This is a genomic window from Streptomyces sp. NPDC008121 (genome assembly GCF_042957155.1).
Classification (GTDB): Bacteria; Actinomycetota; Actinomycetes; order Streptomycetales; family Streptomycetaceae; genus Streptomyces.
On record NZ_JBIBHT010000001.1, the window covers coordinates 164058 to 189207 of the forward strand.

Consider the following 25150-nt stretch of genomic DNA (forward strand, 5'->3'; position numbering starts at 1 on the left):
GGCCGACCCTATGCCGCGCCTCTCGCGACGCAGCACCCGGATGCCGCCCCCTGATCCGGGGCCGGCCGCGCAGGCTTCCGTGGCCCGAGGTCAGTCCGCGTACACGAAGACCAGGCACAGGGCCGCGAACGGCACGACGGACGTGCCGAGCAGCGTCAGCACCGCCGGGACCGCCGCCGTCAGGCGCTCCTTGCCCTTGCGCCGGCCCGCGCGGAACACGAAGCGGCCCGAGGTGAACGGCAGCGCCAGGAGGGCGAGGACGAGCAGCGGCACCAAGAACCGGCTGAACGCGGTGGTGCCGGTGTCGGTGACCAGACGCCAGGCCGTCGTCCCGAAGATCAGTGCCGGGCCGGCCAGCAGGCCGACCGAGAGGGCCGACGCCACGGCGACGGTCAGCCCTTCGGTCACCCGCTCGGCACGCGAACCCGCCCGGAGCGCTCCCGGCATCCCGCTGTTCTCCACGTTTCATCCCCCCGGCAGCAGCCGCCGTGCGGTCTGGCCGGTGTGCGGTCGATCCGCTCCGTCCCTGGCCGGCGGAACCGGCAGCACAGGCACTGGTCTGCGGACACGATGATCTCATGCGTCCCCGCGGCGTCGTCGCGGGGGACGACCACATGCCGCGTACGTCTGCGCCCGTCCCACGGGGGCGCACCACCCGGCGTCGCCACCGAGGCCCGGCGCTCCTCGGTGGCGGGGGGGGCGGTCAGTCGCGGGCGGGCGGGACCGGGTCACGAAAGCCACGGCGACGGGCCGCACCCGGCCGGCAGCGCAGCAGACGTCCCAGAATCAGCCCGCCGCCACGAAGCGCGCCGTGGCGGTGGAGCGCCCGCACCGCGTAGGTGGAACAGCTCGGGGTGTACGGGCAGCACGCCGGCCGCGCCGGGCTGACCTCGGCACGGTAGTGGCGTACGTACCCGTACATCACGGCGGCCAGCCGCCCGCCCGGAGGGGGCGCGACGGGGTCCGCGCCGTGGCCGGCAGCCGTGAGCGAAGGGCGCAGAACGGCTGACAGCAGAGCCGCCTGCACCCCTACGCCGCCGCAACAGCACGGGTGGGACAGCATGTCGAGGGTGGCCGCGCAGCAGCCTTCGCCGTCCGCGTTCTTCCCCCGGCCGCGCTCACCGCTTCGCGTCACTGTCTCCCCCACCCTGATCGACACGTGATCATACAAAGGGAGGGATGGACGCGTCGCGGGCGCGTCGCACCATCCGCCGGAGGAGGCTCCTCCCGGCCGCGCCTGAAGGGGGTGCACGCCGCCGGCCGCCGTCACCGCGGCCGGCAGCCCGGCTTCAGGAACCGCCGCGCTCGCGGGGGATCTTCAGGCCCGCCTCGATCGCGACCGGCAGCCGGTTCTCGGTCGGCGGCAGCGGGCAGGTGGCCAGATCCGTGTAGGCGCACGGCAGGTTCGCGGCGCGGTTGAAGTCCAGGACGACCGTGCCGTCGGCCTCGGGCGGCCCGACGGACAGGGCCCGGTTGGCGGCGTAGGTGGTGACCCCGGAGGTCGCGTCGGTGAAGAGCACCATCAGCCGGCCGGCGCCCTGTCCGGGGAACGCGGTCAGGGACAACTGACGTCCGTGCACCTCGAACTCGATCCTGCCCGGGGCGTCGTACACGTGCTCAAGGCCCTCGACGGCCGCGCCCACGGTGGTCGGCCGCGGCTCGTCGAAGGGGAGGTACCGGCCCGTCAGGGACCAGCGCGGGTCGGGGGCGTACGCGGGCGTTCCGGCGAAGGCGGTGCGCAGCGGCGCGTCCGGGTGCCGGGGGCGCAGGATGTCATGGCCGCCGCGCTTGGCGACCTCGATGACGGCGTCGCCCCACACAGCGTCCACGCTTCCGCGCTCGGCGATCACGCCGAAACGGTGTGCACCCCGCACCGGCGTTCCGCCGACGGCCAGTTCCTCTCCCTCGTCGAGCCGGACCGTGACCCCGTCGCGGCCGGTGTGCCAAGTGCCGGGCGCGTCGGGGAAGCGCTGCGGCCGGTCGTCCAGCCAGTGCAGGCCGGTGACGGCCAGGAACCCGTGCGGGTCGGCGAGCCTGGCCTCCTGGGCGCGGTACCACTCCGTCCACTCCTCGGTGAAGGCCTTGAGGTCGGTCGTGCCGGTTTCCGTGGTCATGCGTTCTCCTTCGTCACGCGAGGCTCGTCATTCCAGTGAGAACGGCCGCCCGCCGGGATCGCATTCCGGTCCGCGTGTGACAGCTTCTTGTCCGTCATGTGTACGGGAGCCTTGCCTCCCCGAGAGTCGCCCGAGAGGGGGTTGCCGCCGAAACGGAGCAGGATGACGGTGCCGGCGCCCGGCACCGCGCCCGGCATGACAAGCTGTGCCCCCCACCCCCGAACCCAGGAGGTCACCATGACCGCAGAGCCCGTGTCCACGGAAGGTTCGGAGCCGGCTTCCCCCGAGACGCCCCCTCTGGTCCCGGACGGCGACGGCAACGACGACCTGAAGCGCAAGTTCCGTGAGGCCCTGGCACAGAAGCGCGGTACGCAGGCGGACGCGGCCGATGTCGCCGCCAAGCCGGGTGCGTCGAAGGTCCGTGCGGCGCACGGGCCTGCCGCGAGCCAGCGGTCGTTCAGGCGCAAGAGCGGCGGCTGAGTCGATTTCGCGCGGCCGGGCATCCTCGCGCAGGCTCGACGGCCGTCCCGGCGAGGAGAACCCGGCGCACCTGCGGTAGGTGCGCACGCCGGCTCCCGCGGCGCGTACGGCCTTCGGGCGCAGCCGCGGCAGCGGCAGTACGCGGAGGTGAGGGCGCGTCCGGCGGATCAGCTCGGCCCCGGGCCGCCGCTCCCGGCGACGGACGTGGTCCGGGCGGCCGGTGCGGGGGCCGGTTTCCTCACCTCGTACGCCTCCGAGGAGAGGTAGACGGTCACCCGGGGCGGGCGGCCCTGGTGGTGGGCGAGGCCCACGTAGGCGATGAGCCCCACGCCGTCCTCCGGGCGTCGCGAGGTGAGGGCGGAGACCGAGCGCACGAGCGGGACGGGGTCCATCCCATGGTCGCGGAGCACGGACACCGCGCGGTCGAGCGCCTCGCCGTCGTGGGCGGCGTAGTCACGGACGGGGACGTAGAGCGTGAAGCCGCTGGGGCGGCCGGTCGCCGTACCGGTGAAGGCGTGGCAGGACTGGACGGGACGGCGGTCGAGCCGCAGGTCCGGGGCGGCGGGGTCGAGGGCGTCGGTCCCGGCCGCGGCGTCGGCTTCCGGGAGCGCGGCGGCCGTGTGGAAGAACGAGGTGACCGCGCGTCGCCCCGGTCCGCCGTCCAGGCGGGAGAGACCGGCGGCCTCTCCCGCCGACAGGTCGTGGTGCGCGAGGTAGACCTTCACCCGGGGCTCTTCCCAGGCACCCAGGTCCAGGGCGAGGAAGAGGTGCCGGTCGCCGTCGGGCAGCGAGGCGAACGCCCGGTGGTGGCCGAGCCGGCGCAGCGCCTCCCGTACGGTCCCGGCGGAACGTTCCTGCCCGGAGGCCGCCGGGTTCAGGTACACCTTGAGCTTGGGGACACCGCCGGGCAGCAGCTCCAGCGCGCACCAAAGCGCCAGGGGGCCCTGCGGATCCGGCGGGAAGAAGAGGTCCTCCACCTCGTCCAACGGCCTGGTGCCGAAGCCCCAGCGCCGCGCCATCTCGCGGACGACCCGCAGGCCCGCGCGCCCGTTCCGTGCCATGTCCCCGGCGCCGCAGCCGGGTTCCAGCAGCACCCGCAGGGTCGGGTCCCCCTGCGGGGTGAAGGAGAGCGAGAACTCCACCGGGGTGTGGTCGTCGGAGAGGAACGAGTCGTCGGGGGGCGGCAGGTCGAGCGGCCGGTCGGCGACCGGACCCAGGGCGGCGAGCACCGTCCGGGCGTAGGCCGCGGAGTCCGCTCCGTCCAGCCCCGCCGCCTCGCAGAGGCGCAGCACCTGTCTCACCGTATGGCCGCCGAGTGTCCGGCCCCCGGGCGTCTCCGGGCGGGCCGGCCCGGAGGCGCCCGGCCGTCTCTCCACCGGCGGCCGGGGCGCCCAAGAAGATACCCGCCTGGTGAGGCGGGTATCGAGGGGGTCGGATTCGGCCGGGTCCTGCGCGAAAGCGGCGTCGGCGACTATGTCGTCCACGACACCTCCTCTGCCTCGTAGCGGTACGGAACACCGCGTGCACTACCCGTGAGGCTGGAGTTTCATGCGGTGTGGAAGGGGCTGCGAGGTGTTGTGACGATCACCTCGTCAGCCAGTTGAGGAACTGGCTCCACTTTCCGCCGCGTTCGCGCGTGGCCGTGCCCTGCGCGGGGCCGGGGTTCGCGGGCGCCTGGGGCTGCGCCTGCGGGGCCGCCCTGCGTACGGTCCCGGCCGGGGTGAACCGGGCGGGCAGCGTGGCGAGGCCGCGGTTGAAGGGACCGGGGCGCCAGGTCAGGCTGTCCTCGGGCACGGCGAGTTCGATGTCGGGCAGGTGGTTGAAGAGGTTCTCGATCGCGGTCACCGTGATCTGCCGTGCGGGGTCCTTGGACGGGCAGGCGTGCGGGCCCGCGCTCCAGGCCAGGTGCGCGCGGTTGCTGCCGGCCTGACGGGCGGCCGTCAGCGCGGGGCCGCTGTTGGCGGCGGCGAAGCTCACCAGCACGAGGTCGCCCGCCCGGAACTTCTCCCCGGCGAACTCCACGTCCGTCGCCGGGTAGTGCGCCGCCAGGTTCTGCATCGGCGGGTTCTCCCACAGCGTGTCGTCGAGGGCCTCGTCGATCAGGCCGCCCCGGTGGGCGTACGCGTCGTGGGTGAGGAGCCGGTGCAGGGTGTTGCCGATGAGGTTGCGCAGCGGTTCGTTGCCCGCGACCAGGAGGAGGGCGAGCTGGTGGACCATCTCCTCGTCGGTCAGGTTCGCCTGGTGCTGCATCAGCCAGGAGGTGACGTCGTCGCCCGGGCGGGCGCGCTTGAGCGCCACCAGCTCGCCGACGGCCCCGAACAGGACCTCGACCGCCTTCTCGGCGTTGACCCCGTCGAACATGCCGGTGATGCCGAACACGACGCGGTCGCCGATGTCGGCCGGGCAGCCGAAGAGTTCGTTGAACACGAAGAGCGGCAGCTGCTTGGCGTAGTCGCCGAGCAGGTCGGCGGAGCCGCGGGAGCCGAACTGGCTGATCAGGTACTCGGAGACCTGCTCGGTGCTGCGGCTGAGCTTGCGGGTGTCGACGCGGGCCATGCTGTCCGTCACCGCCTGGCGCAGCCGCAGATGCTCCGCGCCGTCGCTGAACATGCAGTTGGGCCGGTACGCGAGGACGGGGACGACCGGGTTGTCCGGGCTGATCCGTCCTTCGTTGAGGTCCCGCCAGCGCCGCGCGTCCTTGCGGAACGAGCTGGAGTTCTGCAGGAGTTGCAGCGCCATGGCGTAGTCGGTGACGAGGGTGGCCTCCACTCCGGGAGCGAGCTCCACGGGCGCGGTCGGGCCGTAGTGGCGCAGGTAGCCGTAGTACGCCTGCGGATCGGCCGCGAACTCCGGCCCGTACAGCGGCACCCGGCCGCCGTCGCCGTGGGCGGGGCACCCGGGCGGGGGGACGGGTGCGGTGGGTTGAGCGTCCATGTCTGTTCCTAGTGAGCGCGGTCCAGCAGATAGCGGACGAGGGTGATCAGTGCGTCGGCGGACGATTTCTCGTCCCGCGCGTCGCAGGTGACGACCGGGGTGTCGTCGAGCAGGTCCAGCGCCTCGCGCAGCGCCCGCACCTCGCGGTCGGGTGTGCCGTCGAAGCGGTTGATGGCGATCGCGTAGTCGAGGCCGTACTGCTCGATCAGGTCGATCACGGCGAAGGAGTCCGCCAGCCGCTCGGGGTCGACGAGCACCAGCGCGCCGAGCGCGCCCCTCGCCATGTCCTCCCACATCTGGACGAACCGCTGCTGGCCGGGCGTTCCGAACAGGTAGAGGACGACGCGCTCGTTGATGGTGAGGCGGCCGAAGTCCATGGCGACCGTGGTGGTCGTCTTGCTCCGGACGCCCTTGAGGTCGTCGAAGGTCTCGCCGGCGCGGGTCATCGTCTCCTCGGTGGACAGCGGAGGGATCTCCGATATCGCACCGATGAAGGTGGTCTTGCCGACCGCGAAGTGTCCTACGACGAGGATCTTCACCGCGGTCTGCGTCGCGCCGTCACGGAGGTACGCCCGTTCATCCAAACTTGGCGCGGAGCCCATGCAGCACCTCCTCGAGGATGTGTTTGTCCGCCAGCGAGGCACGCTGGACGGGAGGCCGGGTGATGAGGTAGCCGGCCTCGGTCAGGGAGGACAGGAGGATCTTCACCACTCCCATGGGCAGCCGGGTGTGCCCCGCGATCTCGGCGACGGAGAGGTAGCCGGCGGTGCACAGGTCCAGCAGGCCCTGCTCCTCCGGGGAGAGGCGCGTCGGCCGCTGCTGGTGGTCGTCGACCGCGGTGACCAGGGTGATCAGGGTCAGCTGCTCCGCGTCGGGCAGACCGCGGCCCTTGGTGATGACGTACGGTCGCACTAACTCCGCGGCCTCGGACTCCGGTTCGCCGAATCCGGTCATGAGCGGACGCCGAGGTTCTCGCGCGGCGGCGTCATCAGGACCTTGCCCAGCTGGCCGACGAGCTGCTGCATCCGGAAGGAGATGTCCTGCATGTCGACGTCCGGCGAGGCCGAGACGCCGAGGTAGGCGCCCTCCCCGGCGGAGATCAGGAAGACCCAGCCGCCGTCGAACTCGACCAGGGTCTGCCGCCAGCGCAGCCGGCCGCCGTGACCCCCCTGGCTGCCGTCGACGAAGAACCCGAGCGAGCGGCTGAGCGACTGCACGCCGCTCATCGCGGCGGCGACGGTGTCCGCGTTGTCCTTGTCGAAGTCCCGGGTCCGGGCCATCAGCAGACCGTCGGCGGAGATCAGCACCGCGTGCAGCGCACCGGGGATCTCCAAGGCGCTGTCAAGCATCCATGACAGATCGTCGTTCACGAGAACTCATGCCCTTCGCTGCTCGCATCGTGTGTGCTGCCTGTGTCGTGCGCCGCGTCCGGGCCGGTGACCCGGCCGGACTGCGTGCCCCGCTGGAAGGCGCCCAGGATCGCCGCGGTCTCCGCACCGGAGCGGGTCGCCGCGGGCGCGCGCGTGGCCGGCGCGGTGCCGGGCACGATCGCCATCGGCCGCTTGCGGCGGCGCCTCGGGAGGCCGTCGACGGTCGACGCCGCGACGACGGCGGGCTCGGGCCCGCCCGCCTCCGGCATCGCACCGGCCGGAACCGCGGGCACGGCCGGGACGGCGGGAGCGGCGGGAGGCGGCGCCTGCTTGTCCGGCATGGCGGTGAGCAGCTCGTGCGGCAGGAGGAGCACGGCGCGGACACCTCCGTACGGCGAGTCCGAGTCCACCGACACCTCGAATCCGTAGCGCTCGCAGAGGACACCGATCACCGCGAATCCGAACTGCGGCGGGCTGCCGAGCCCCGAGACGCCGGTGACCCGTTCACTGGAGAGGAGCTTCGCGGCCTTGGCCCGCTCCTCGTCGTTCATGCCCACGCCGGCGTCGTCGACGACGATGCAGACGCCCTTGGGGACGGTGCGGATGTTGATCTCGACGACGGTGTCGGGACTGGAGTAGCTGGTGGCGTTGTCGAGCAGTTCGGCGAGGGCGAGCGCCACCGGTTCGACGGCCCGGCTGGTGATGCCGAAGTCGACCTGCGACAGGATCTCGACGCGCCGGAAGTGGCGGACGCGGCCCTGCGCACTGCGGACCACGTCGTAGACGGAGGCGACCTCACGCTGCCGGCCCAGCCAGCCGTCGCACAGCACGGCGATGGACTGCGCGCGCCGGCCGAACTGGGAGTTGGTGTGGTCGATCTCCAGGAGGTCCTGGAGGATGACCGACTCGCCGTACTTGTTCTGCAGTCCGGAGATGACCAACTGCTGTTCCGCGGCGAGACCTTGGAGCGTCCGCATCGCGGACTTGAGGACCGTCTTCGTCGACTCCTGGGCGCGTTCCTTCTCCGCCTCCACGGACTTCGCGTAACCGCTCTCGAGCTCGGCGTAGTGGGCCTTGAGCCCGTCGATGTCGCGCAGCAGGGTCCGTGCCGTCCGGCGTTGACGGACGATGACGACGACTGCACCGAGGACGGCGACGAGGAGGGCCCAGAGCACTGGACTTTGTATGTGATGCGTCATAAGACTCTCTTCAGACGACTGACGGTCGGCTGCCGAAACTCCGTCCATGCGGGCGGACCGGCAGACCGTCCGTACCGGAGTGCCCCCTGTCGTCCCCCGTGGCCGATGGCGTCGTACACCTGTCCGCCACTCCGGTAAACGCGATGATCGTATCATCGCAAATGAACACCTGACTGTTCGTCAATATGGGGATTTCTGGTGGATATTGACCACTCTCGACCGTCCGGCTGTCAGGGGCTGCACGGCGAACACCCCTGACATCAGCGGTGGTTGACCGCAACTCAGCTGTGAAGGGCCGCCTCCACGGCGTCCACGGCCTCCGCCAGGGCGAGGGGCCGCAGCGTGCCCGGCACGCGCGGGGCCGTCCAGCCCGGGCCGACGGTGAGCACCACGGGGCTGCGGCGGGCGCCCCGGACGCCCCAGGTCATCTGCGCCACGTGCTGGGCGAGTGGGCGGCTCGCCGTGGTCCGGGACTGGGCCCACAGGACCACGACGTCGGGACCCGTCCGGCGGACGGCCTCGATCAGGGCCTCGGCGGGGAGCGCGGCGCCGAACATCCGCAGGGGCAGGCCGCGTTCGTACAGGGCCGAGGCCAGCGCCTCGATCGGCAGGGCGTGGGTCTCGCCGGGGACGCAGGCGAGGAGCGCGAGGCCGTCGGTCGCGCGTTCCGGGGGTGCGCCCCGGCGACGGTGCAGCGCCGTCGAGACGTGCCACGACAGGAGGTGCTCCACCTCGACGTACCGCTCCCCGGAGGTCTGCCACTTGCGGCCCACGGCCCGCAGGGTGGGCACGATGACCTCCGTCCACGCCGTGACGAGACCGTGCTCGGCGATGGCCGCTTCGAGGAGGCGGTCGACGGCGATCGCGTCGAGCCGCAGCGCGGCGCGGGCGAGGCCCCGGCACTCGATCCGGGCGTTCCCCAGTCCGAGCCCGCCCCCGGCACGGCTCGGGCGGGGCGGCGCGGAGCGGGTGGTGCGCCGGATGCTCGCCGGCTCGGGGCCGGATCCCGCACGTGACGCCTCCTCCGGCTCCTCAGGCGTCTCCGAAGCGGAAGGCGGGGACGCGGGGGCGGGCGCGCCACCGGGCGAGGCGGCGCGGTCGGCGCCGGGCGACGAACCGGGCGACGAGCGGGGCGACGAGCCGGGCGGCGAGTCCGGCGCGGGAACGGCACCGGAGGCGGCGTCGGCACGGGCCACCCGCGCGGCCTCGGCCGGGGGCAGGCCCGCGTTGGTGAGGGCGAACATGCGCTCCAGCAGGGCGAGGTCCGCGGCGGTCCAGCGGCGGTGCTTGCCGCCCACGCGGGCGGCGGGCCCGATGCCGTACCGCTGGTCCCACGAGCGCAGGGTGGTCGGGGCGACACCGAAACGGCGCGCCACGGAGCCGGTGGTGAGCCCGGCCGTGCCGGGCCCCGCCCCCTTGCCCTCGCTCCCCCGTGCCGCGTCGGTCACACACCCACCATACGACGCACAAACGACGCATGTTGCTTGCGTCGTTTCTCAGCTCCGACACTGAGGTCATCGAACACCCGCGACCGCCACCGGCCGCCGGAGCGGAGGCGGCGCCCACGATCACGGACCGCGAAGGCCGCACATGCCCAGGACGCCGGTCCGCCGGGACGGAGGGAGCGCATCATGACCGCAACGCAGGTGGAGCAGCGTCTCCTCGCCGATCCCCGCCCGCCCGTCCACGAGAACGACGAATCCGACGAGCTGGCGAGCGGGCTGCTGCGGGGCGACGAGGAGGCGTTCGCGGCGATCTACCGCCAGTGGGGCGTCCTGGTGCACACCATGGCCGCCCGCACTCTCGGCGACTCCAAGGAGGCGGAGGACGTCACCCAGCTCGTCTTCCTGGCCGCCTGGCGCGGCAGGGCGGGCTTCCGTCCGGAGCGGGGCTCCCTGGGCGCCTGGCTCACGGGCATCACCCGCCGCAAGATCGTCGACGCGCTCGCCGCGCGGACCCGCCGCGCCGAGATCGCGGCCGCCGCCGCGGGAAGCGCCCCGGCCCGCCTGCCGTCCGGCCCCGGGCCGGAGACCGTCCTGGACCAGGTGGTCATGACGGACGAGCTGCGCAGGCTGCCCCGGGCGCAGCGGGAGATCCTCGCCCTCGCCTTCTACGGCGACCTCACGCAGGTCCAGATCGCGCAGCGCACGGGCCTGCCGCTCGGCACCGTGAAGAGTCACGCGCGCCGCGGGATGCACCTGCTGCGCCGACGCATCGAGGAAGGCGGCGCCCACCGGGCTTAGCCGCCCCCTTCCGTACGACGTCCACGACCACCCGCCACACCCGGCACCCCGGACCCGGCACCAGGCACTCGACACCAGCCTCCCGGCATCCCGCTTCCGGCATCCGAAGGACACACGAACGGCGAACACCCCATGAGCAGGCGGCACGGCGGCAGACGCCCGCCACCTGCGTTTCCCGGAAAGGTGCACCTCATGAACACCCATCGCGTCAGGGTCGCCGCCCTCACCGGAGCCGGTGCGCTCCTCTTCCCCCTGGCCCTCGCGCTCGCGCCCGCGGCCCACGCGGGGCCCGTACAGGAACCGTTCGGGCCCGCCTGCGCCTCGCTGCCGACGAGCGGCGAGGGCAGCGCCGCCGGAATGGCCGACGACCCCGTCGCCACCGCGGCGTCGAACAACCCCGCCCTGTCCACGCTGGCCGCCGCCGTGCAGAAGGCCGGTCTGGTGGACACCTTGAACAACGCCGAGGACATCACCGTGTTCGCGCCGACCAACGACGCGTTCGCGAAGATACCGAAGGCCGATCTGGACAAGATCCTGAACGACAAGGAGCAGTTGACCAATCTCCTGACCTACCACGTCGTGGACGAGACGGTGACGCGCGACAAGCTGCCGAACGGATCGTTCACCACCCTGCAGGGCGACCCGGTGACCACCTCCGGTTCCGGGAACTCCTTCAAGGTGAACGACTCCGCGCAGATCGTCTGCGGTGACGTGGAGACGGACAACGCGACGGTCCACGTCGTCGACACGGTCCTCATGCCGAAGCCGTGACGCGAGCCGCCGCCCGCCCCGCCGCCGGGGCACCACCCAGAGGGGGGACTTCACGTCCCCCCTCTATAGGCTGCCCCCATGGCGAGGACGAACAAGGCGGCGCGGCCGGACGCGACGGCGGGTGCCGCCCCCGGGGGCCGTGAGCTGCAGGCCTTCGCGGTACGGCTGCGGTTCCTGAACGGCGAGATGAACCGGTTGGCCCACTCCTTCGCCGCCGCGCAGGGGCTGCACGCCACCGACATCGCGGCGCTGGCCGCGATCCTGGACGCCGAGACCCCGCTGACCCCGGGCCGGCTGCGCGAGCACCTCGGGCTGACCTCGGGGGCCGTGACCGCCTGCCTGGACCGTCTGGAACGGGCCGGCCACGTCCGCAGGGCGCGGGAGAGCGCCGACCGCCGGGTCGTCCACCTGCATTACGCGGCCGGTGCCCGGTCGGCCGCCCGCGCGCACTTCATGCCGCTGGCGGCGGCGACCGCCCGCGCGCAGGAGGGGTTCAGCGACGAGGAGCTGGCCGTGGCCCTGCGCTTCCTCACCGCCCTGAACCGCGAGCTGGAAGAGCTGCGCGAAGCGCACTAGACCCGGCGCGCACCTCCGGTCCCGTACCCGCGCATCCCGTAACCCCGCGTCCCGTACCTCCGCATCCCGTAACCCCGCTTCGTCGCACGGCGCGTCGGCGTGAGAAAGTACTTCAATCATTGAGATACTTGATGATTGAGTCATCGCGCCTTCGCCCGCCTCTCATGGAGTGCCATGTTCAGCTTCGCTTCGGTCGCCCGGTGGACGGTGCCCGTCCTGCTCCTGCTCACCTGGCTCGGCATCGGCGGGACCCTCGGCCCCTACGCCGGGAAACTCGGCGAGGTGGCCACCAACGACCAGGCCGCCTTCCTGCCCCAGAACGCCGAATCCACTCAGGTGATCGAGGCCGGCAAGGACTTCCGCCGCCAGGAGACGCTGCCCGCGATCGTCGTCTGGACCGCCTCCTCCGACGCCCGGATCACGACCGGACAACGGCAGGCCGCCACCGCGGCTCTCGCCTCCCTCGACGGGACGCCCGGCACCGCGGGCAAGGCCTCCCCCGCGCTGCCGTCCGCCGACGGCCGGGCGCTCCAGGGAGTCGTACCGCTCCGGCCCGACCTCGGTGAACAGTTGCCGGACGCCCTGGAGCGGATCCGGACGGCGGCGGAGACCGTGCCCGGCACCACGGCCCGGATCGCCGGGCCGGCCGCGAGCCAGGCCGACCTGTCCGACGCCTTCGCCGGGATCGACGGGCTGCTGCTCGTCGTGGCGCTGGTGACCGTCCTGGTGATCCTCCTGCTCGTGTACCGGAGTCTGCTGCTGCCGTTCGTCGTCATCCTCGGCGCCGTCTTCGCCCTCGGCCTGGCCTGCGCGGTCGTGTACGCGCTCGCCGACCGCGATGTCGTGCGCGTCGACGGACAGGTCCAGGGCATCCTGTCCATCCTCGTCATCGGCGCCGCCACCGACTACGCGCTCCTCCTCACCGCGCGCTTCCGCGAGGAACTGACCCGCCACGCGGACCGGTTCACAGCGATGCGCGCCGCCCTCCGCCGGTCGTCCGGCCCGATCACCGCGAGCGCCGCCACCGTCGCCCTGGGGCTGCTCGCGCTGCTGCTCAGCGACCTCACCAACAACCGCGCGCTCGGACCCGTCGGTGCCATCGGCATCGTCTGCGCCGTGCTGAGCACGCTCACCTTCCTGCCCGCGGTCCTGGTCCTCCTCGGCCGGAGCGCGTACTGGCCGGCCAAGCCGAAGCCCGCGGACGGCCACGGCGTGTGGGGGCGGGTGGCCGCGCTGGTCGACCGGGCCCCTCGCAAGGTCTGGGCCGTCACCCTCGCCGCCCTGCTCGCCTGCGCCGCCTTCGCACCCACCCTGGACTCGCGGGGCGTGCCGCTCGACGAGATCTTCGTGAACGACGCCCCCTCCGTCGCCGCGCAGGCCACCCTGGCAGAGCACTTCCCGGGCGGCTCCGGGAACCCGGCCGTCGTCCTCACCGACGCCGACCGGCTCCCGCAGGTGCGGCAGGCCGCCGAGGGGACGGAGGGGGTGTCCTCCGCCGCCCCCCTGACCGCGTCGGGGCGGCCGGGCGGCGGAGCCCCGCTGGTCGTGGACGGCAGGGCCAGGATCGACGTCACCCTCGCGGCCCCCGCCGACAGCGACGCGGCCAAGGACACCGTCGCCCGCCTGCGCGAGGCGGTGCACGCCGTCCCCGGCGCGGACGCGCTCGTCGGGGGCTACACCGCCCAGCAGTACGACACCCAGCAGACGTCCGAGCGCGACCGCATGCTCATCGTCCCCGTCGTCCTGGCGATCATCCTCGTCATCCTGATCGGACTGCTCAGGTCACTCGTCATGCCCGTCCTGCTGATCGCGACGGTCGCCCTCAACTTCCTGGCCACCCTGGGCGTGTCGGCGCTCGTCTTCCAGGGCGTCTTCGGCTTCTCGGGCACGGACGCCTCGGTCCCGCTGTACGGCTTCGTCTTCCTCGTGGCCCTCGGGGTGGACTACAACATCTTCCTGATGTCCCGCGTCCGCGAGGAGTCGCTGGCCCACGGGACACGTCAGGGGGTCCTGCGCGGCCTCACCGCCACCGGCGGCGTCATCACCTCGGCCGGCGTCGTCCTCGCGGCGACCTTTGCCGCCCTCGGTGTCGTCCCGCTGGCGTTCATGGTCCAGATCGCGTTCATCGTCGCCTTCGGCGTCCTCCTCGACACCCTCGTCGTGCGGTCGCTGCTCGTACCGGCGCTGGTCGTGGACATCGGCCGGAAGGCGTGGTGGCCCGGGCGGCTCAGCCGGGCGGAGGCCGGCGAGGACACGGGCGCGGCGGCGCCCGGCAGGGGAGCCTGACCCCGCGGCCGCCGCGGACGGGCCCTTCACCTGAGGGCCCGCTCCCCCGCCCCCCGTTCTCCCCGTCCCGCGTTCTCCCTGTTCTCCCCGTTCTCCCCGTCCCCCGTTCGGTCCAGCCGCGTGGCGGCGCCTGGCATCGCGGGACCGCTCGTGGTCGGCTGGGCGGGTGCGGCAGGGCTCCGCACCTTGGGCGCGTGACGGCACGGGGCGAGGAGCACGGATGACCACCCAGCAGAACGGGACGCGGCCGGGGGCGGGCACCGCCGACACGGTCGTCGTCGGCGCCGGCCTCGCCGGCCTGGCCTGCGCCCTGGACCTCGGCAGGGCAGGGCAGCGCGTCGAACTGCTCGAAGCCTCCGACGGCGTCGGCGGCCGGATGCGCACGGACCGCCGGGACGGGTTCCTCCTCGACCGCGGCTTCCAGGTCTTCAACACCTCCTACCCCCAGGTGAAGGCGCGGCTCGACCTGCGGGACCTGCGCCTGCGGCCGTTCACTCCGGGGCTCGTGGCCGTCACCCCCACCGGCCGCGTCCGCCTCACGGATCCGACGCGACGCCCGGCCGAGGCGGCCAACCTGCTGCCCGGGCGGGCCCTGTCCGCCCGGGACCTGGCCGTCCTCGCGGGGCTGACGCTCGGCGACGTCCTCCTTCCGGTCGGCAGGCTCAGGCGGCGGGGCGACACCTCCACGGCGGCCGTGCTCGACCGCGTCGGACTCTCCTCGGACGTCGTCGACGACCTGCTGCGGCCGTTCCTGGCCGGGGTCTTCCTCGAAGAGGAGCTGGAGACCTCGGCCCGCTTCTTCCACCTCGTGTGGCGCAGCATGGCGCGCGGGACGCTCTGCCTGCCCGCCGACGGCATCGGCGCCGTGCCGGCCCAGCTCGCGCGGAGCCTTCCGGACGGCGTGCTCCGGCTCGATGCGCCGGTCGCCGAGATCACCGAGGCGGGCGTGCTGCTGGCGGACGGGCGGGAGCGGGCCGCGGCCACGGTCGTCGTGGCGACGGACGCCCTCACCGCGGCCCGCCTGCTCCCCGGCCTCGCGGTGCCGGACACCCGCACGGTGACGACGTACTACCACGCGGCCGAGGCGTCGCCGCTGCCCGAGCCGATCCTGGTGGTGGACAGCACCCTGGCCGTCCTCAACACCTGCGTCCTCTCCGAGGTCACCCCGACCTACGCCCCGGCCGGCACCTCCCTGGTGTCCACCTCCGTGCTCGGCGCCGGGCCGCCGGGGGGTGAGCCCGCGGTACGGGAACGCCTGGCGGCGCTGTACGGCACCGACACGCGGGGCTGGGAGCCCGTCGCCGCGTACACCGTGGACGCCGCGCTGCCCGCGATGCGGCCGCCCTGGCCGCTGAGCCGAACGACCCGCTTCGCGGCCGGCCGGTACGTCTGCGGCGACCACCGCGCCACCGGCTCCGTCCAGGGCGCGCTGGCCTCCGGCAGCCGGGCCGCCCGGGAGGTGCTGGCCGACCTGCCGGTCGCGGCCGGGGCGGCGAGCCGTACGCGGGGGGAATGAGCGGCCGGGTGTGCGGGCGTCCGCGAGACGGCGGCGGAGGCCGCGCGCATCCGTATCCGGGTCCGGCCCGGAAGAGTCGGCGTCGAGCGGCACCCGACGGGAGTGAGGCGTGGACATCAACGGTGCGCGTGTGCTGGTGGCGGGCGCGACGGGCGTCATCGGGAGCGCGGTGGCGGACGAGCTCGCCGAGCGGGGCGCCCGACTGGCGCTGGCCGGGCGGGACCCCGGCCGGCTGGCGCGCGCCGCCGCGCGGCACGGCGGCTGCCCCACGGTCTCCTTCGAGGCGTACGACCTCGACGGGTGCGCCCGCGCCGTGGAGACGGCGGCCCGAGAACTCGGGGGCCTGGACGCGGTGCTGACGGCGTTCGGCTCGGTCGCCTTCGGCCGGGCGGGCGAGGTGACGGACGCCGTGGCGGAGCACCTGATGACGGTGAACTTCGCGGCGCCCGCGGCGATGCTCCGGGCGGCGCTCGGGATCCTCGGGGGTGTCTCGTCGATCGGGCCGGACACCGCGAACCCGGCAAGATCGGCAGGACACCCCCTCGGCCGGGGCGGTGTCCTCGCCGCCGTCACGGGGGTGGTGGTGGAGCGCCCGCAGCCGGCGATGGCCGACTACTGCGCCTCCAAGGCGGCGTTGAGCGCCTGGCTGGACGCCGTGCGCCGCGAGGTCCGGGACGACGGCGTCCGGGTCCTCGACATCCGTCTCGGCCATCTGGAGACCGGCTTCGCCGACCGGGCCGTCAGCGGCAGCCCACCGCCGATGCCCGCGGGCGGCGATGTGGCGCTCGCCGTACGGACGGTGGCCGAGGCGCTGGGCTCGGAGACCGAGCGCGTGCGATGGGACGGCCACGCCCCGGTCCTGGAACGGCGGGCCCGGTGAGCCGCGAGGCCGGTACGTCCCGGCGGGCGGGGCCCGGCGGCGGCGGGCGGGACCGGGTGGACGATGTCGTCATCCTGGGCGGGGGCGCGGCCGGGCTCAGCCTCGCGCACTGGCTCACCCGGACGGGGACGACGGCGCTGACCGTGGTGGAGGCCCCCGACGGCCCCCTGCGGCCGGCTGAACGCACCTGGTGCTCCTGGGACGACGGACCCGGCGAGTTCGAGGAGGCAGTGACCGCCTCCTGGCCGCGGATGCGGGTCCGCGCGCCGGACGGCGGCGTCGTCGAAGCGGCGCCCGCCCCGCTGCGGTACCGCATGCTGCGGTCACAGGACTTCGAACGGCTGGTCCACGCCCGGCTGGCCGCGCACCCGGCGGCCCGCGTGCTGCGCGCCACGGCCCACACCGTACGGAACGTGCCGGAGGGGGCCGAGGTGCGGTGCGCCACCGGGGACGGCCGGACGCTGACCCTGCGCGGCCGGTACGTCTTCGACTCGCGGCCCCCGCCCGGGCTGCCGCCCTCCCGCACGACCCTCTTCCAGCACTTCCGCGGCTGGTTCGTGCGCACCGCGTCCCCGCGCTTCGACACCGGGGTGGCCGACCTCATGGACTTCCGGGTGCCCCAGCCCCGCCACGGGCTCGCGTTCGGCTACGTCCTGCCGCTCGGCCCGGAGCGGGCCCTCGTCGAGTACACCGAGTTCTCCAGGACGCCGCTGACCACGGCCGCGTACGACGAGGCCCTGCGGCACTACACCGGGAACGTGCTCCGCCTGGGGCCGCTGGGCGTGGACTCCACCGAACAGGGGGTCATCCCGATGACCGACGCGCGGTTCCCGCGCCGGGTCGGGCCCGCCGTCTTCCGCATCGGGGCGGCCGGCGGGGCCACCCGGCCCGCGACCGGCTACACCTTCGCGGCGGTGCAGCGGCAGAGCCGGGCCATCGCCGCCGCGCTGCGCGACGGCGCCGCGCACGTCCCCCGCCCCCACGCCCGCCGGGCGCTCGCGATGGACGCCGTCCTGCTCCGGGCGCTCGACACCGGACGGATCGACGGACCCGAGTTCTTCACCGGCCTCTTCCGCCGCGTCCCGATGGAGCGGCTGCTGCGTTTCCTCGACGGCCGCAGCACGCCGTGGGAGGAGTTCGGCATCGGTCTGCGCACCCCCGTCGGTCCGATGCTCCGCACCGCCGCCGAGCTTCCGTTCCTGCCCCGCCGTGCCGCCAGCCGACCCGAGGAGAGCCGTACATGACGCTCCTGCGCGACCGCGACCTCGCCCGCGCCTTCGACCACGCCGCCCCCTCCTACGACCGCCTCACCGCGCTCAACCCCGGCTACCGCACCGACCTGCTGCGCTCGGCGCACCGGCTCGGCCTCCCCCGCGGGGGCGCCGGCCTGCGCGTCCTCGACCTCGGCTGCGGTACGGGTTCGTCGACACGGGCCCTGGTGCGGGCCGCGCCCCGCGCGCGGATCGAGGCCGTCGACGCGTCGGCCGGCATGCTGGAGCGTGCCCTCGCGAAGAGCTGGCCGGCGAACGTGCGCTTCCGGCACCTGGCCGCCGAGGAGCTGCTCACCGCCGAGGACCGGAAGCCGTACGACGCCGTCTTCGCCGCCTATCTGTTCCGCAACGTCACCGATCCGGATGCCGTTCTGCGCGCCGTCCGTGCGCTCCTGCGCCCCGGTGGCCGGCTCGTGGTGCACGAGTACAGCCTCAGCGGTTCACCGGTGCACCGCGCCCTGTGGAACGCGGTCTGCGCGGGGGTGATCGTCCCGGTGGGGACGGTTAGCGGCGACGGCGGGCTCTACCGCCACCTGTGGCGCAGTGTGCTGGACTTCGACACCGCCGAGGCGTTCGCGGCCCGGGTCGCGCGCGCCGGGTTCCCCTTCGTCCGCGCCCTGCCCGTGGCCGGCTGGCAGACCGGCATCGTCCACACCTTCGTCGCCGGCGACGCCTTGCGGCCCGCCCCGGGCCCCGCCCGATGAGGGCCGCGCACCGGCCCCGCGCCGCCCGCCCCGGCCGCGATCCCCGGGCCGAACTCCTGCTGCCCGCGCCGGGACGGGAACACGTCACCGGCGAGCCGCCGAGTACCGCCGTCGTCGGCGGCGGCATCGCCGGCCTCGCCGCGGCGACGGCGCTGGCCGAACGCGGGGTCCGCGTGACGCTGTACGAGCGGGAGACGGCGCTCGGCGGCCGTCTCGCCGGCCGGCCCGTCGACCTGGCGGACGGATCGGGCGCGACGATGAGCCGCGGCTTCCACGCCTTCTTCCGCCAGTACTACAACCTGCGCGGCCTGTTGCGCCGCGCGGATCCCGGTCTGCGCGCGCTCACCCCGCTGCCCGACTATCCGCTGCGGCACCGCGACGGGCTGACCGACAGCTTCGCCCGCGTCCCGAGGACGCCGCCGTGGAGCGCTCTCGGATTCGTCGCCCTCAGTCCGACCTTCGGCTGGCGCGATCTGGCGTCGATGAACCCCCGGGCGGCGCTGCCGCTGCTCGACGTCCGGGTGCCCGAGGTGTACGAGCGGTTCGACGGCGTCAGCGCCCGCGATCTGCTGCGGGACATCCGCTTCCCCGAGGCGGCGCACCACCTGGCGTTCGAGGTCTTCTCCCGCAGCTTCTTCGTCGACCCGGCCGAACTGTCCGCCGCCGAGCTGCTGCTGATGTTCCACATCTACTTCCTCGGTTCGTCCGAGGGCCTGCTCTTCGACGTGCCGCGCGAGCCGTTCCCGCAGGCGCTGTGGGAGCCGCTGGGCCGCAGGCTGGAGCGGCTGGGCGTACGGCTGCGGACCGGCACGGCGGTCGGCGGCGTCCGGCCGCTCGACGACGGTGGGCTGGCCGTCGACGCCGAGGGGACGTCCGACCGGCACCAGGCCGTCGTCCTGGCCCTGGACGCGGCGGGCCTGCGCGCGGTGGCCGGCGCCTCACCGGGCCTCGGCGACGCGAACTGGCGGGAGGACATCGCCGCCCTGCGCACGGCACCGCCCTTCCTCGTCTCGCGCCTCTGGCTCGACCGGCCGGTCCGCGCGGACCGGGCCGGTTTCCTGGGCACCAGCGGCTACGGCGATCTCGACAACATCAGCGTCCTGGACCGCTGGGAGGGCGAGGCCGCCCGCTGGGCCGGGCGTACGGGCGGCTCCGTGGTCGAACTTCACGCCTACGCCGTGGACGGGGACGCCGAACCGAAGGAGGTGCAGGAGCGTCTGGTCTCCCAGCTGCACGAGGTGTACCCGGAGACCCGCGACGCCCGGATCGTGGACGCCCACCACGAATGGCGCTGCGACTGCCCGGCGTTCCCGGTGGGCGGCTACCACCGCCGGCCGACCGTGCGCACCCCGCACCCGCGCGTCATGGTGGCGGGCGACCTGGTCCGCACCGGGCTGCCCGTGGCCCTGATGGAACGCGCGGCGACCTCCGGCTTCCTGGCGGCCAACGCCCTGCTCGCCGGGTGGGGGGTGCGCGGCCAGGCGCTCTGGACGGTGCCGCGCGCCGGGCGCTCGCGCGCGCTCCGGGCACTGGCCGCGCTGGGGAGGGACCGCTGAGACGGGCGACGGCCCGGGGCCGAGGCCGGAACGAACCGGCATGCGCCGCCCGGGCGGAGCGTGCCTGAGGCCGCTCCCGGGCGAGACGTTCCGCACGGCGGCGGGAGGCCCTCGAAAAGCCCTGGGGCCTCCCGCCGTCGTGGACGTGGTCAGCCAGGGAAGCGGCCGGTGCTCCGCAGCGACCAGCGGCGTTCGGCGTAGGCGAGGTCGTCCCGCCACAGGCGGCCGGCGGTGCGGCGCATCAGCGGGCGGAGCACGGGCGCCGCGGCCCGGGCCAGGGCGAAGCCCCGCCGGTCGGAGGCCGCGACGACCGCCTCGATCACGGCGGTGCGCGGGACGCCGTGCCCCCGCGGGGTCAGCGGCGTGGCATGCGTCTCGACCACCGATCCGGCGCCCTCGCCGTCGGTGATGCGCATGAGGACCGTGCGGGGCGTGGGCGCGGTGAACTCGGCCCGTACCGGCACCACCAGGCTGCCCGCGACCCGGAACGAGACGTCGACGGCGAACGCGTCGTCGTCCTCGCCGCCGTGCGGGGTCCCGGCCACCCGCAGGTTGACGAAGGCGTAGGGGTGCAGCCAGGAGCCGTGCCAGGGATCGAGCCGGTTGGCGACCACGTCCTCCGGCTCGCACCGCCCCACCGCCGTGTACACCGCGTCGACCGAGCTTTCGCTCCTCGGCCGCTCCGGCACCATCGGCCGCTCCGAGGGGGGTTCGCCGCCGACCGTGTCGAGGCGCACCCACACCAGCACTCCGTCGTCGTGGACGGGAAACGGCTCCCACCCGGCGTACGGACCGCCTTCGAGGGCCAGCCCGTGCCAGTGGCACACGAGCGTCCCGCACACGACCCTGCTGTCGCGCAGCGGAGCCCCCAGGTGGGGGCAGGCGCCCGGTCCGCCGCGCAGCCCGCCGTCCTCGCCGCGCCACAGGACGACCTCCACACCGCCGACGGTCCTGCCGTACGCCCGGCCGCCCGCCTCGATCTCGCGCGAGGCGCCGACGACGAACCAGTTCCCCGACGGCCTGGCCGTGGCGCGCTCGAGCGCTTCGGCGATCAGGGCCGGTTTCGCCTCCCGCCACGGGGAGGGCTGCCGTTCCCAGGCGGGAGGGCGGCGCACCCGCAGCGGCGAGGTCCACGGCTTCCTCCCGCCCCCGCCGCCCGGCCTTCCCCGTCCGCCCGTTCTCTCCGTGCCGCCGGTCCCGTGGTTCACGGGCGCACCCCCTCGCGCGGCGCCGGGGTGGGCGAGGACGGCGTCCGCGGGAATGGCGTCGGCGCGCTCCCGGTCCGGGGGCGGAGCCGCGCGGCCAGGATCCGTACGAGACCTGCCGCGGCCGTCGCCGTCCGGCGCCGGCGCGGGACGGCGGACCGGCGGTGCAGAACGGCGTAGTCGTCGGCGGCGATCGCGTCCAGGATGCCTCCGTAGAGCGTGTACGCGGTACGGATGCACGGCCGCACCCGGGGTTCGAGCATGGCGATCCCGGGCGCCGCCTCCCGGTAGACGTCCCGGGTCAGGGCCTCGAACTCGACGAACGCGGAGCGGATGCGCGCGTCCCGGCCGCCGGTGCGGCGGCTCCATTCGAGCAGGGGCCGGTGGACGCCGTGGGCGGCGAGCAGATCGGCCGGGAGGTAGACCCGGCCGCGCTCCAGGTCCTCCCCCACGTCGCGGAGGAAGTTGGTGAGCTGGAACGCCCGCCCGAGCGCCGCGGCGTGGGGCGCCGCCGTCTCCCGGTCGACGACCGTCCCGAGGACCGGCAGCATCTGCAGACCGATCACCGCGGCCGAACCGTGCATGTAGGCGTGCAGGTCCGCGTAGGTCGGATAGTCGGTGACGCTCAAATCGCTGCGCATGGAGGCCAGGAAGTCGGCGAAGAGGCCGGGGTCGATGGCGTACCGCTCGGCGGTGTCCGCGACCGCCCGTACGACCGGTTCGTCGCCGTGGCCGGTCCGGAGGCCGCGCGCCAGGTCGCTCTCCAGCAGGCGGAGCAGCCGGTCGCGCTCCGCCGGGGGCTGCGCCCGGTCGAGGTCGTCGACGATGTCGTCCGCCCAGCGGGCGAAGCCGTACAACGCGTGGACGGCGCACCGGCGTTCGAGCGGCAGGAGGCGGGTGGCGAGGAAGTACGTGCGGCCGTGGCGGGCGTTGAGCTGCCGGCAACGGGTGTAGGCGGCGCGGAGGCCGGGGTCCGTGACCCCGGCCGCGTCGAGTTCACGACGGGTCATGTGATGCCTTTCGGGTCCGGGACGGGGGTGCGCACGGGAGGGACGGGGCCGCCCGGCGGACGGGGCGTGCCGGGGGCGGTCACGGGAGGGCCGCTCGACGGCCCTGGCGTGGGGGTGGCGGCCCGGTCCGCGCCGCGCGGCGGCCGGGCGGGGCGGCCCGCACCGGTCGGGCGGGGGGCACCCGTGATGCGGGCGGCGGCGAGCCGGCCGCTGATGAGGACCGTGGGGACGCCGACCCCGGGGGTCGTCCCGCAGCCCGCCAGGACGACGTTGTCGTAGCCGCGAACGAGGTTGCGGGGTCGGAAGGGGCCGGTCTGGGCGAACGTGTGCGCGACCGAGAACGGGCTGCCCGCCCCGTGGCCCTGGGCCGTCCAGTCCGCCGGGGTGACCAGGACCTCCTGGTCGAGGGAGGCCCCGAAGCCCTCCAGCCCCCGCCGTTCCAGCTCGGCGACGACGCTGTCGCGGTAGCGGGGCCCGAGGTCCCGCCAGTCGGCGGCCGACGGGCCCGTCGCGGTGTTGGGGCACGGGGCGAGGACGTAGTGCAGGTGCTTCCCGGGCGGCGCGAGGCCCGGGTCGTGCGTGGTCGGCCGGGTGATCAGCAGCGAGGGGTCGCTCATCAGCCGTCCCGTACGCGTCAGTTCCTCGAAGGTCCCCTCCCACGCGGCGCCGAAGGAGAGCGTGTGGTGGGCGAGCTCCGGCCAGGTGCGGTCGGTGCCGGCGTGGAGGACCACGGCGGACGGTGCGTGGCGCAGCGGCACCGGGCGTCTCGGGGCACGCCCCAGGAGGCGGTGCACGACGGGCAGATCGGGGGTGAGGACGACCGCGTCGCAGGCGATCCGCTCACCGGAGGCCAGGCGCACGGCCCGCACCCGTCCCGCCGAGGTCTCCAGCGCGTTCACCTCGGCCGACCAGCGGAAGGCCCCGCCCGCTTCGGCCGCGGCGTCCGCCATCGCCCGGGGCAGGGCGTGCATGCCGCCCTTCGGGAACCAGACGCCGGCGACGGTGTCCATGTACGCGATGACGGCGTAGGCGGCGAGGGCGCGGGCCGGCGCCACTCCCGCGTACAGCGCCTGGAAGGAGAAGACCCTGCGCAGCCGCTCGTCGGAGAGGAAGGCGCCGATCCGCGCGTCCAGGCGTCCGAAGCCGCCCAGGGCGGCCAGCCGGGCCAGGTCCGGGTGGAGGAGCTGGAAGGGCGAGTCGAAGTTGGTGTCGATGAAGCGGCGCATCTGCGCCCGGTACAGCCGGCCGAGCCAGGTGCGCAGGCGGCGGTAGCCCTCGGCCTCCGCGGGGCCGGCGAAGCGCCTGACCTCGGCCTCCATGGCGTCGCCTTCGGTATGGACGTCCAGGCCGGTGCCGTCGGCGAACCGCGCGCGGTAGGCGGGGTGCAGGGGGATCAGTTCCACACGGCGGTACAGGCTGTCGCCGACGGCGGCGAACGCCTCGTCGGCGAGGTGCGGCATGGTCAGGACGGTGGGGCCGGTGTCGATGCGGTAGCCGCCGGCGTCGAGCCGGCCGGCCCGGCCGCCGGGCCCCGCGTCCCGTTCGACGACGGTCACCCGGCGGCCCGCGCCGAGGAGGTGGAGCGCGGCGGCGAGCCCGGAGAGCCCGGCGCCGACCACCACCACGTGGTCCGTGGGTCCGGACACGGTCTTCACGGGGTCTCCCTCTCCGCCGGCGGGCGCAGGCCCGCGGCCGTGCTCTCCGTGTCCGCCGCCGGGCGCAGAAGCTCGGCCACGGTCTCCCTCTCCGGCGCCTGGCGCAGGCCCGCGGCCGACCCCTCCCTCTCCGGCGCCGGGCGCAGGCCGGCGGCCGTGGCCACCAGGGCGGCGAACTCGGCCTGCACGCGGGGGCCCGCTCCGGTGGACGCGAAGTGGCGCACGCTGCGGGCGCACAGGTCGACGATCTCGTCCTCCACCACCGCGCGGGCCCCCGTCCGCTCCAGGGCGGCGCGCATGCGGGCGATGTCCGGTTCGGAGCGGGGCGCGCGGCCGGGTCCGAGGGCGTCGACGGCGTCCGCGTCCCGCGCCTCCGTCGCCCGCTTGAGGGCCACCGCGAGGAGATAGGTCAGCTTCCGCGCGCGCAGGTCGTCGTCGGCGGGCTTGCCGGTCTCGGCCGGGTCGCCGTAGACACCGAGCAGGTCGTCGCGAACCTGGAACGCGAGGCCTGCGCACCGGCCCGCGGCGCGCAGCGCGTCCAAGGCCCGGTCGTCGGTCTCGGCGCAGGCCATGCGCGCGCCGAGGGCCAGCGGCCGTACGACGGTGTACAGCGCGCTCTTCAGTGTCGCGATGCCGAGGGCCTCGTCGACGGCGGACGAGCCGGTGGCCTGCGCGCGCACGTCGCGGTACTGCCCGGCGACCATCTCCCCGCGCATCGCCCGCCATTCGCCGTGGACCTGCCGTCCGGCGTGCGGGGGCAGCGCGAGGGCCGTCTCGGTGAGCAGGTCGTCGGCCCACGCCAGCGCCAGATCGCCGGCCAGCACGGCCGCGGTGGCGGCGTAGGCGTCCGCTGAACCGTTCATGCGGCCCGTCCGGTGCAGCTCGGCGAACTGCCGGTGCACGGCCGGTGCGCCGCGGCGCACGGGCGAGCCGTCCATGAGGTCGTCGTGTATCAGCGCGCAGGCCTGCAGCAGTTCGATGGCCGCGCCGATCCGGACCGGGCCGTCGGGGTCGCCGCCCCCGCCCGCGGCCTGCCAGCCGCACCACACGAAGGCCGTCCGCAGCCGTCTCCCGCCGCCGCGGACGAACCCGGCCACCCGCTGCGCGACCTCCCCCGCGAACACGTCGTCGATCGCCCGGGCCTCCCGGACTCGGTGGTCGAGATGGTCCGCGAGGGCGACCTCGACGGCCGCGATCGCTTCCCCGGCGGTGCGTGGACCGCAGGTCCGCGTCCCGCCGGCGGTCGCGCCGGCGAGGGCGGCGCCGTTCGCGGGAGCGGCGGCCGCCGTCCTCCCCGCCGCCGTCGCACTCGTACGGAGCATGGCACTCCCCTCAGGTTCCGTTTCCGCGCACGCGCACTACTTCGGCTGTCGGCTCGCA

Annotated in this window: 24 protein-coding genes; 10 read left to right on the forward strand and 14 right to left on the reverse strand. The window is 74.6% G+C overall.

The window, feature by feature from the left end:
* Positions 1-90 precede the first annotated feature (90 nt).
* The 3 genes from ACFZBD_RS00715 to ACFZBD_RS00725 all read right to left on the reverse strand — a co-directional run bounded on the left by ACFZBD_RS00715 (position 91) and on the right by ACFZBD_RS00725 (position 2114).
* Complete coding sequence (locus ACFZBD_RS00715; RefSeq protein ID WP_391133064.1) at positions 91-462, reverse strand: hypothetical protein; 372 nt, start codon at positions 460-462, stop codon at positions 91-93.
* 241 nt (positions 463-703) lie between these two features.
* A complete protein-coding gene (gene yidD, locus ACFZBD_RS00720) occupies positions 704-1063 on the reverse strand; it encodes a membrane protein insertion efficiency factor YidD (protein ID WP_391135834.1) in 360 nt (119 codons plus the stop codon).
* Between the two features lie 226 nt (positions 1064-1289).
* Complete coding sequence (locus tag ACFZBD_RS00725; RefSeq protein ID WP_391133067.1) at positions 1290-2114, reverse strand: DUF1684 domain-containing protein; 825 nt, start codon at positions 2112-2114, stop codon at positions 1290-1292.
* 237 nt (positions 2115-2351) lie between these two features.
* Here ACFZBD_RS00725 and ACFZBD_RS00730 point away from each other — a divergent pair, with 237 nt between their 5' ends.
* Positions 2352-2594 (forward strand): DUF5302 family protein, encoded by a 243-nt coding sequence (locus ACFZBD_RS00730; protein WP_391133070.1) that lies wholly within the window; start codon positions 2352-2354, stop codon positions 2592-2594.
* Positions 2595-2761: 167 nt separating this feature from the next.
* Here ACFZBD_RS00730 and ACFZBD_RS00735 read toward each other — a convergent pair whose 3' ends face one another.
* From ACFZBD_RS00735 to ACFZBD_RS00765, 7 genes are all read right to left on the reverse strand, one after another.
* Positions 2762-3895 (reverse strand): tryptophan dimethylallyltransferase family protein, encoded by a 1134-nt coding sequence (locus tag ACFZBD_RS00735; RefSeq protein ID WP_391133073.1) that lies wholly within the window; start codon positions 3893-3895, stop codon positions 2762-2764.
* A gap of 283 nt (positions 3896-4178) precedes the next feature.
* The gene (locus ACFZBD_RS00740; protein WP_391133076.1) at positions 4179-5528 is read right to left on the reverse strand and encodes a cytochrome P450; all 1350 of its coding nucleotides are present in this window, start codon (positions 5526-5528) and stop codon (positions 4179-4181) included.
* An 8-nt stretch (positions 5529-5536) separates the two neighbouring features.
* Complete coding sequence (locus tag ACFZBD_RS00745; RefSeq protein ID WP_391133079.1) at positions 5537-6130, reverse strand: ATP/GTP-binding protein; 594 nt, start codon at positions 6128-6130, stop codon at positions 5537-5539.
* Positions 6105-6482, reverse strand: a complete 378-nt coding sequence (locus tag ACFZBD_RS00750; RefSeq protein ID WP_391133082.1) for a DUF742 domain-containing protein — start codon at positions 6480-6482, stop codon at positions 6105-6107. Before ACFZBD_RS00750 ends, ACFZBD_RS00745 begins: the two co-directional genes overlap by 26 nt.
* The gene (locus ACFZBD_RS00755; RefSeq protein WP_391133085.1) at positions 6479-6898 is read right to left on the reverse strand and encodes a roadblock/LC7 domain-containing protein; all 420 of its coding nucleotides are present in this window, start codon (positions 6896-6898) and stop codon (positions 6479-6481) included. Before ACFZBD_RS00755 ends, ACFZBD_RS00750 begins: the two co-directional genes overlap by 4 nt.
* Positions 6895-8097 (reverse strand): ATP-binding protein, encoded by a 1203-nt coding sequence (locus ACFZBD_RS00760; protein ID WP_391133088.1) that lies wholly within the window; start codon positions 8095-8097, stop codon positions 6895-6897. The genes ACFZBD_RS00755 and ACFZBD_RS00760 overlap by 4 nt, the downstream gene beginning before the upstream one ends.
* A gap of 281 nt (positions 8098-8378) precedes the next feature.
* Positions 8379-9545, reverse strand: coding sequence for a MerR family transcriptional regulator (locus ACFZBD_RS00765; RefSeq protein ID WP_391133091.1), 1167 nt, complete (start codon positions 9543-9545; stop codon positions 8379-8381).
* Positions 9546-9728: 183 nt separating this feature from the next.
* Between ACFZBD_RS00765 and ACFZBD_RS00770 the strand changes: the two genes are divergently transcribed.
* The 9 genes from ACFZBD_RS00770 (at position 9729) to ACFZBD_RS00810 (ending at position 19900) form a co-directional block, all read left to right on the forward strand.
* Positions 9729-10340, forward strand: a complete 612-nt coding sequence (locus tag ACFZBD_RS00770; RefSeq protein ID WP_391133094.1) for a sigma-70 family RNA polymerase sigma factor — start codon at positions 9729-9731, stop codon at positions 10338-10340.
* 192 nt (positions 10341-10532) lie between these two features.
* The gene (locus ACFZBD_RS00775; RefSeq protein WP_391133097.1) at positions 10533-11111 is read left to right on the forward strand and encodes a fasciclin domain-containing protein; all 579 of its coding nucleotides are present in this window, start codon (positions 10533-10535) and stop codon (positions 11109-11111) included.
* Between the two features lie 78 nt (positions 11112-11189).
* Positions 11190-11687 carry a MarR family transcriptional regulator gene (locus ACFZBD_RS00780; RefSeq protein ID WP_391133100.1) on the forward strand — a complete coding sequence of 166 codons (498 nt, stop codon included), beginning with the start codon at positions 11190-11192 and terminating at the stop codon, positions 11685-11687.
* Positions 11688-11861: 174 nt separating this feature from the next.
* Positions 11862-13973 carry an MMPL family transporter gene (locus ACFZBD_RS00785; protein ID WP_391133103.1) on the forward strand — a complete coding sequence of 704 codons (2112 nt, stop codon included), beginning with the start codon at positions 11862-11864 and terminating at the stop codon, positions 13971-13973.
* A gap of 220 nt (positions 13974-14193) precedes the next feature.
* On the forward strand, positions 14194-15489 hold the full coding sequence (locus ACFZBD_RS00790) for an FAD-dependent oxidoreductase (RefSeq protein ID WP_391133107.1): 1296 nt from the start codon (positions 14194-14196) through the stop codon (positions 15487-15489).
* A gap of 109 nt (positions 15490-15598) precedes the next feature.
* Positions 15599-16369: an SDR family NAD(P)-dependent oxidoreductase gene (locus tag ACFZBD_RS00795; protein WP_391133110.1), complete on the forward strand. Its 771-nt coding sequence runs from the start codon at positions 15599-15601 to the stop codon at positions 16367-16369.
* Positions 16366-17613 (forward strand): lycopene cyclase family protein, encoded by a 1248-nt coding sequence (locus ACFZBD_RS00800; protein WP_391133113.1) that lies wholly within the window; start codon positions 16366-16368, stop codon positions 17611-17613. The genes ACFZBD_RS00795 and ACFZBD_RS00800 overlap by 4 nt, the downstream gene beginning before the upstream one ends.
* Positions 17610-18344, forward strand: coding sequence for a class I SAM-dependent methyltransferase (locus ACFZBD_RS00805; protein ID WP_391133116.1), 735 nt, complete (start codon positions 17610-17612; stop codon positions 18342-18344). The genes ACFZBD_RS00800 and ACFZBD_RS00805 overlap by 4 nt, the downstream gene beginning before the upstream one ends.
* Positions 18341-19900, forward strand: coding sequence for an FAD-dependent oxidoreductase (locus ACFZBD_RS00810; protein ID WP_391133119.1), 1560 nt, complete (start codon positions 18341-18343; stop codon positions 19898-19900). The genes ACFZBD_RS00805 and ACFZBD_RS00810 overlap by 4 nt, the downstream gene beginning before the upstream one ends.
* Before the next feature lie 149 nt (positions 19901-20049).
* On the opposite strand, the gene ACFZBD_RS00815 is transcribed toward ACFZBD_RS00810, so the two are convergent.
* The 4 genes from ACFZBD_RS00815 to ACFZBD_RS00830 all read right to left on the reverse strand — a co-directional run bounded on the left by ACFZBD_RS00815 (position 20050) and on the right by ACFZBD_RS00830 (position 25092).
* Positions 20050-21021 (reverse strand): DUF5914 domain-containing protein, encoded by a 972-nt coding sequence (locus tag ACFZBD_RS00815; protein ID WP_391135838.1) that lies wholly within the window; start codon positions 21019-21021, stop codon positions 20050-20052.
* Between the two features lie 83 nt (positions 21022-21104).
* A complete protein-coding gene (locus ACFZBD_RS00820) occupies positions 21105-22115 on the reverse strand; it encodes a squalene/phytoene synthase family protein (protein ID WP_391133122.1) in 1011 nt (336 codons plus the stop codon).
* The gene (gene crtI / locus ACFZBD_RS00825) at positions 22112-23770 is read right to left on the reverse strand and encodes a phytoene desaturase family protein (protein ID WP_391133125.1); all 1659 of its coding nucleotides are present in this window, start codon (positions 23768-23770) and stop codon (positions 22112-22114) included. Before crtI ends, ACFZBD_RS00820 begins: the two co-directional genes overlap by 4 nt.
* Positions 23767-25092, reverse strand: coding sequence for a polyprenyl synthetase family protein (locus ACFZBD_RS00830; RefSeq protein WP_391133128.1), 1326 nt, complete (start codon positions 25090-25092; stop codon positions 23767-23769). Before ACFZBD_RS00830 ends, crtI begins: the two co-directional genes overlap by 4 nt.
* Positions 25093-25150 lie beyond the last annotated feature (58 nt).

What these genes read in the sequence shown, in the direction of transcription:
- ACFZBD_RS00725 (WP_391133067.1), bottom strand. Translation starts at nt 2,114, where the DNA reads ATGACCACGGAAACCGGCACGACCGACCTCAAGGCCTTCACCGAGGAG.
- ACFZBD_RS00805 (WP_391133116.1), top strand. Translation starts at nt 17,610, where the DNA reads ATGACGCTCCTGCGCGACCGCGACCTCGCCCGCGCCTTCGACCACGCC.
- ACFZBD_RS00780 (WP_391133100.1), top strand. Translation starts at nt 11,190, where the DNA reads ATGGCGAGGACGAACAAGGCGGCGCGGCCGGACGCGACGGCGGGTGCC.
- ACFZBD_RS00760 (WP_391133088.1), bottom strand. Translation starts at nt 8,097, where the DNA reads ATGACGCATCACATACAAAGTCCAGTGCTCTGGGCCCTCCTCGTCGCC.
- ACFZBD_RS00740 (WP_391133076.1), bottom strand. Translation starts at nt 5,528, where the DNA reads ATGGACGCTCAACCCACCGCACCCGTCCCCCCGCCCGGGTGCCCCGCC.
- ACFZBD_RS00775 (WP_391133097.1), top strand. Translation starts at nt 10,533, where the DNA reads ATGAACACCCATCGCGTCAGGGTCGCCGCCCTCACCGGAGCCGGTGCG.
- ACFZBD_RS00810 (WP_391133119.1), top strand. Translation starts at nt 18,341, where the DNA reads ATGAGGGCCGCGCACCGGCCCCGCGCCGCCCGCCCCGGCCGCGATCCC.
- ACFZBD_RS00730 (WP_391133070.1), top strand. Translation starts at nt 2,352, where the DNA reads ATGACCGCAGAGCCCGTGTCCACGGAAGGTTCGGAGCCGGCTTCCCCC.
- yidD (WP_391135834.1), bottom strand. Translation starts at nt 1,063, where the DNA reads ATGCTGTCCCACCCGTGCTGTTGCGGCGGCGTAGGGGTGCAGGCGGCT.
- ACFZBD_RS00790 (WP_391133107.1), top strand. Translation starts at nt 14,194, where the DNA reads ATGACCACCCAGCAGAACGGGACGCGGCCGGGGGCGGGCACCGCCGAC.
- ACFZBD_RS00750 (WP_391133082.1), bottom strand. Translation starts at nt 6,482, where the DNA reads ATGACCGGATTCGGCGAACCGGAGTCCGAGGCCGCGGAGTTAGTGCGA.
- ACFZBD_RS00830 (WP_391133128.1), bottom strand. Translation starts at nt 25,092, where the DNA reads ATGCTCCGTACGAGTGCGACGGCGGCGGGGAGGACGGCGGCCGCCGCT.
- ACFZBD_RS00770 (WP_391133094.1), top strand. Translation starts at nt 9,729, where the DNA reads ATGACCGCAACGCAGGTGGAGCAGCGTCTCCTCGCCGATCCCCGCCCG.
- ACFZBD_RS00820 (WP_391133122.1), bottom strand. Translation starts at nt 22,115, where the DNA reads ATGACCCGTCGTGAACTCGACGCGGCCGGGGTCACGGACCCCGGCCTC.
- ACFZBD_RS00745 (WP_391133079.1), bottom strand. Translation starts at nt 6,130, where the DNA reads ATGGGCTCCGCGCCAAGTTTGGATGAACGGGCGTACCTCCGTGACGGC.
- ACFZBD_RS00785 (WP_391133103.1), top strand. Translation starts at nt 11,862, where the DNA reads ATGTTCAGCTTCGCTTCGGTCGCCCGGTGGACGGTGCCCGTCCTGCTC.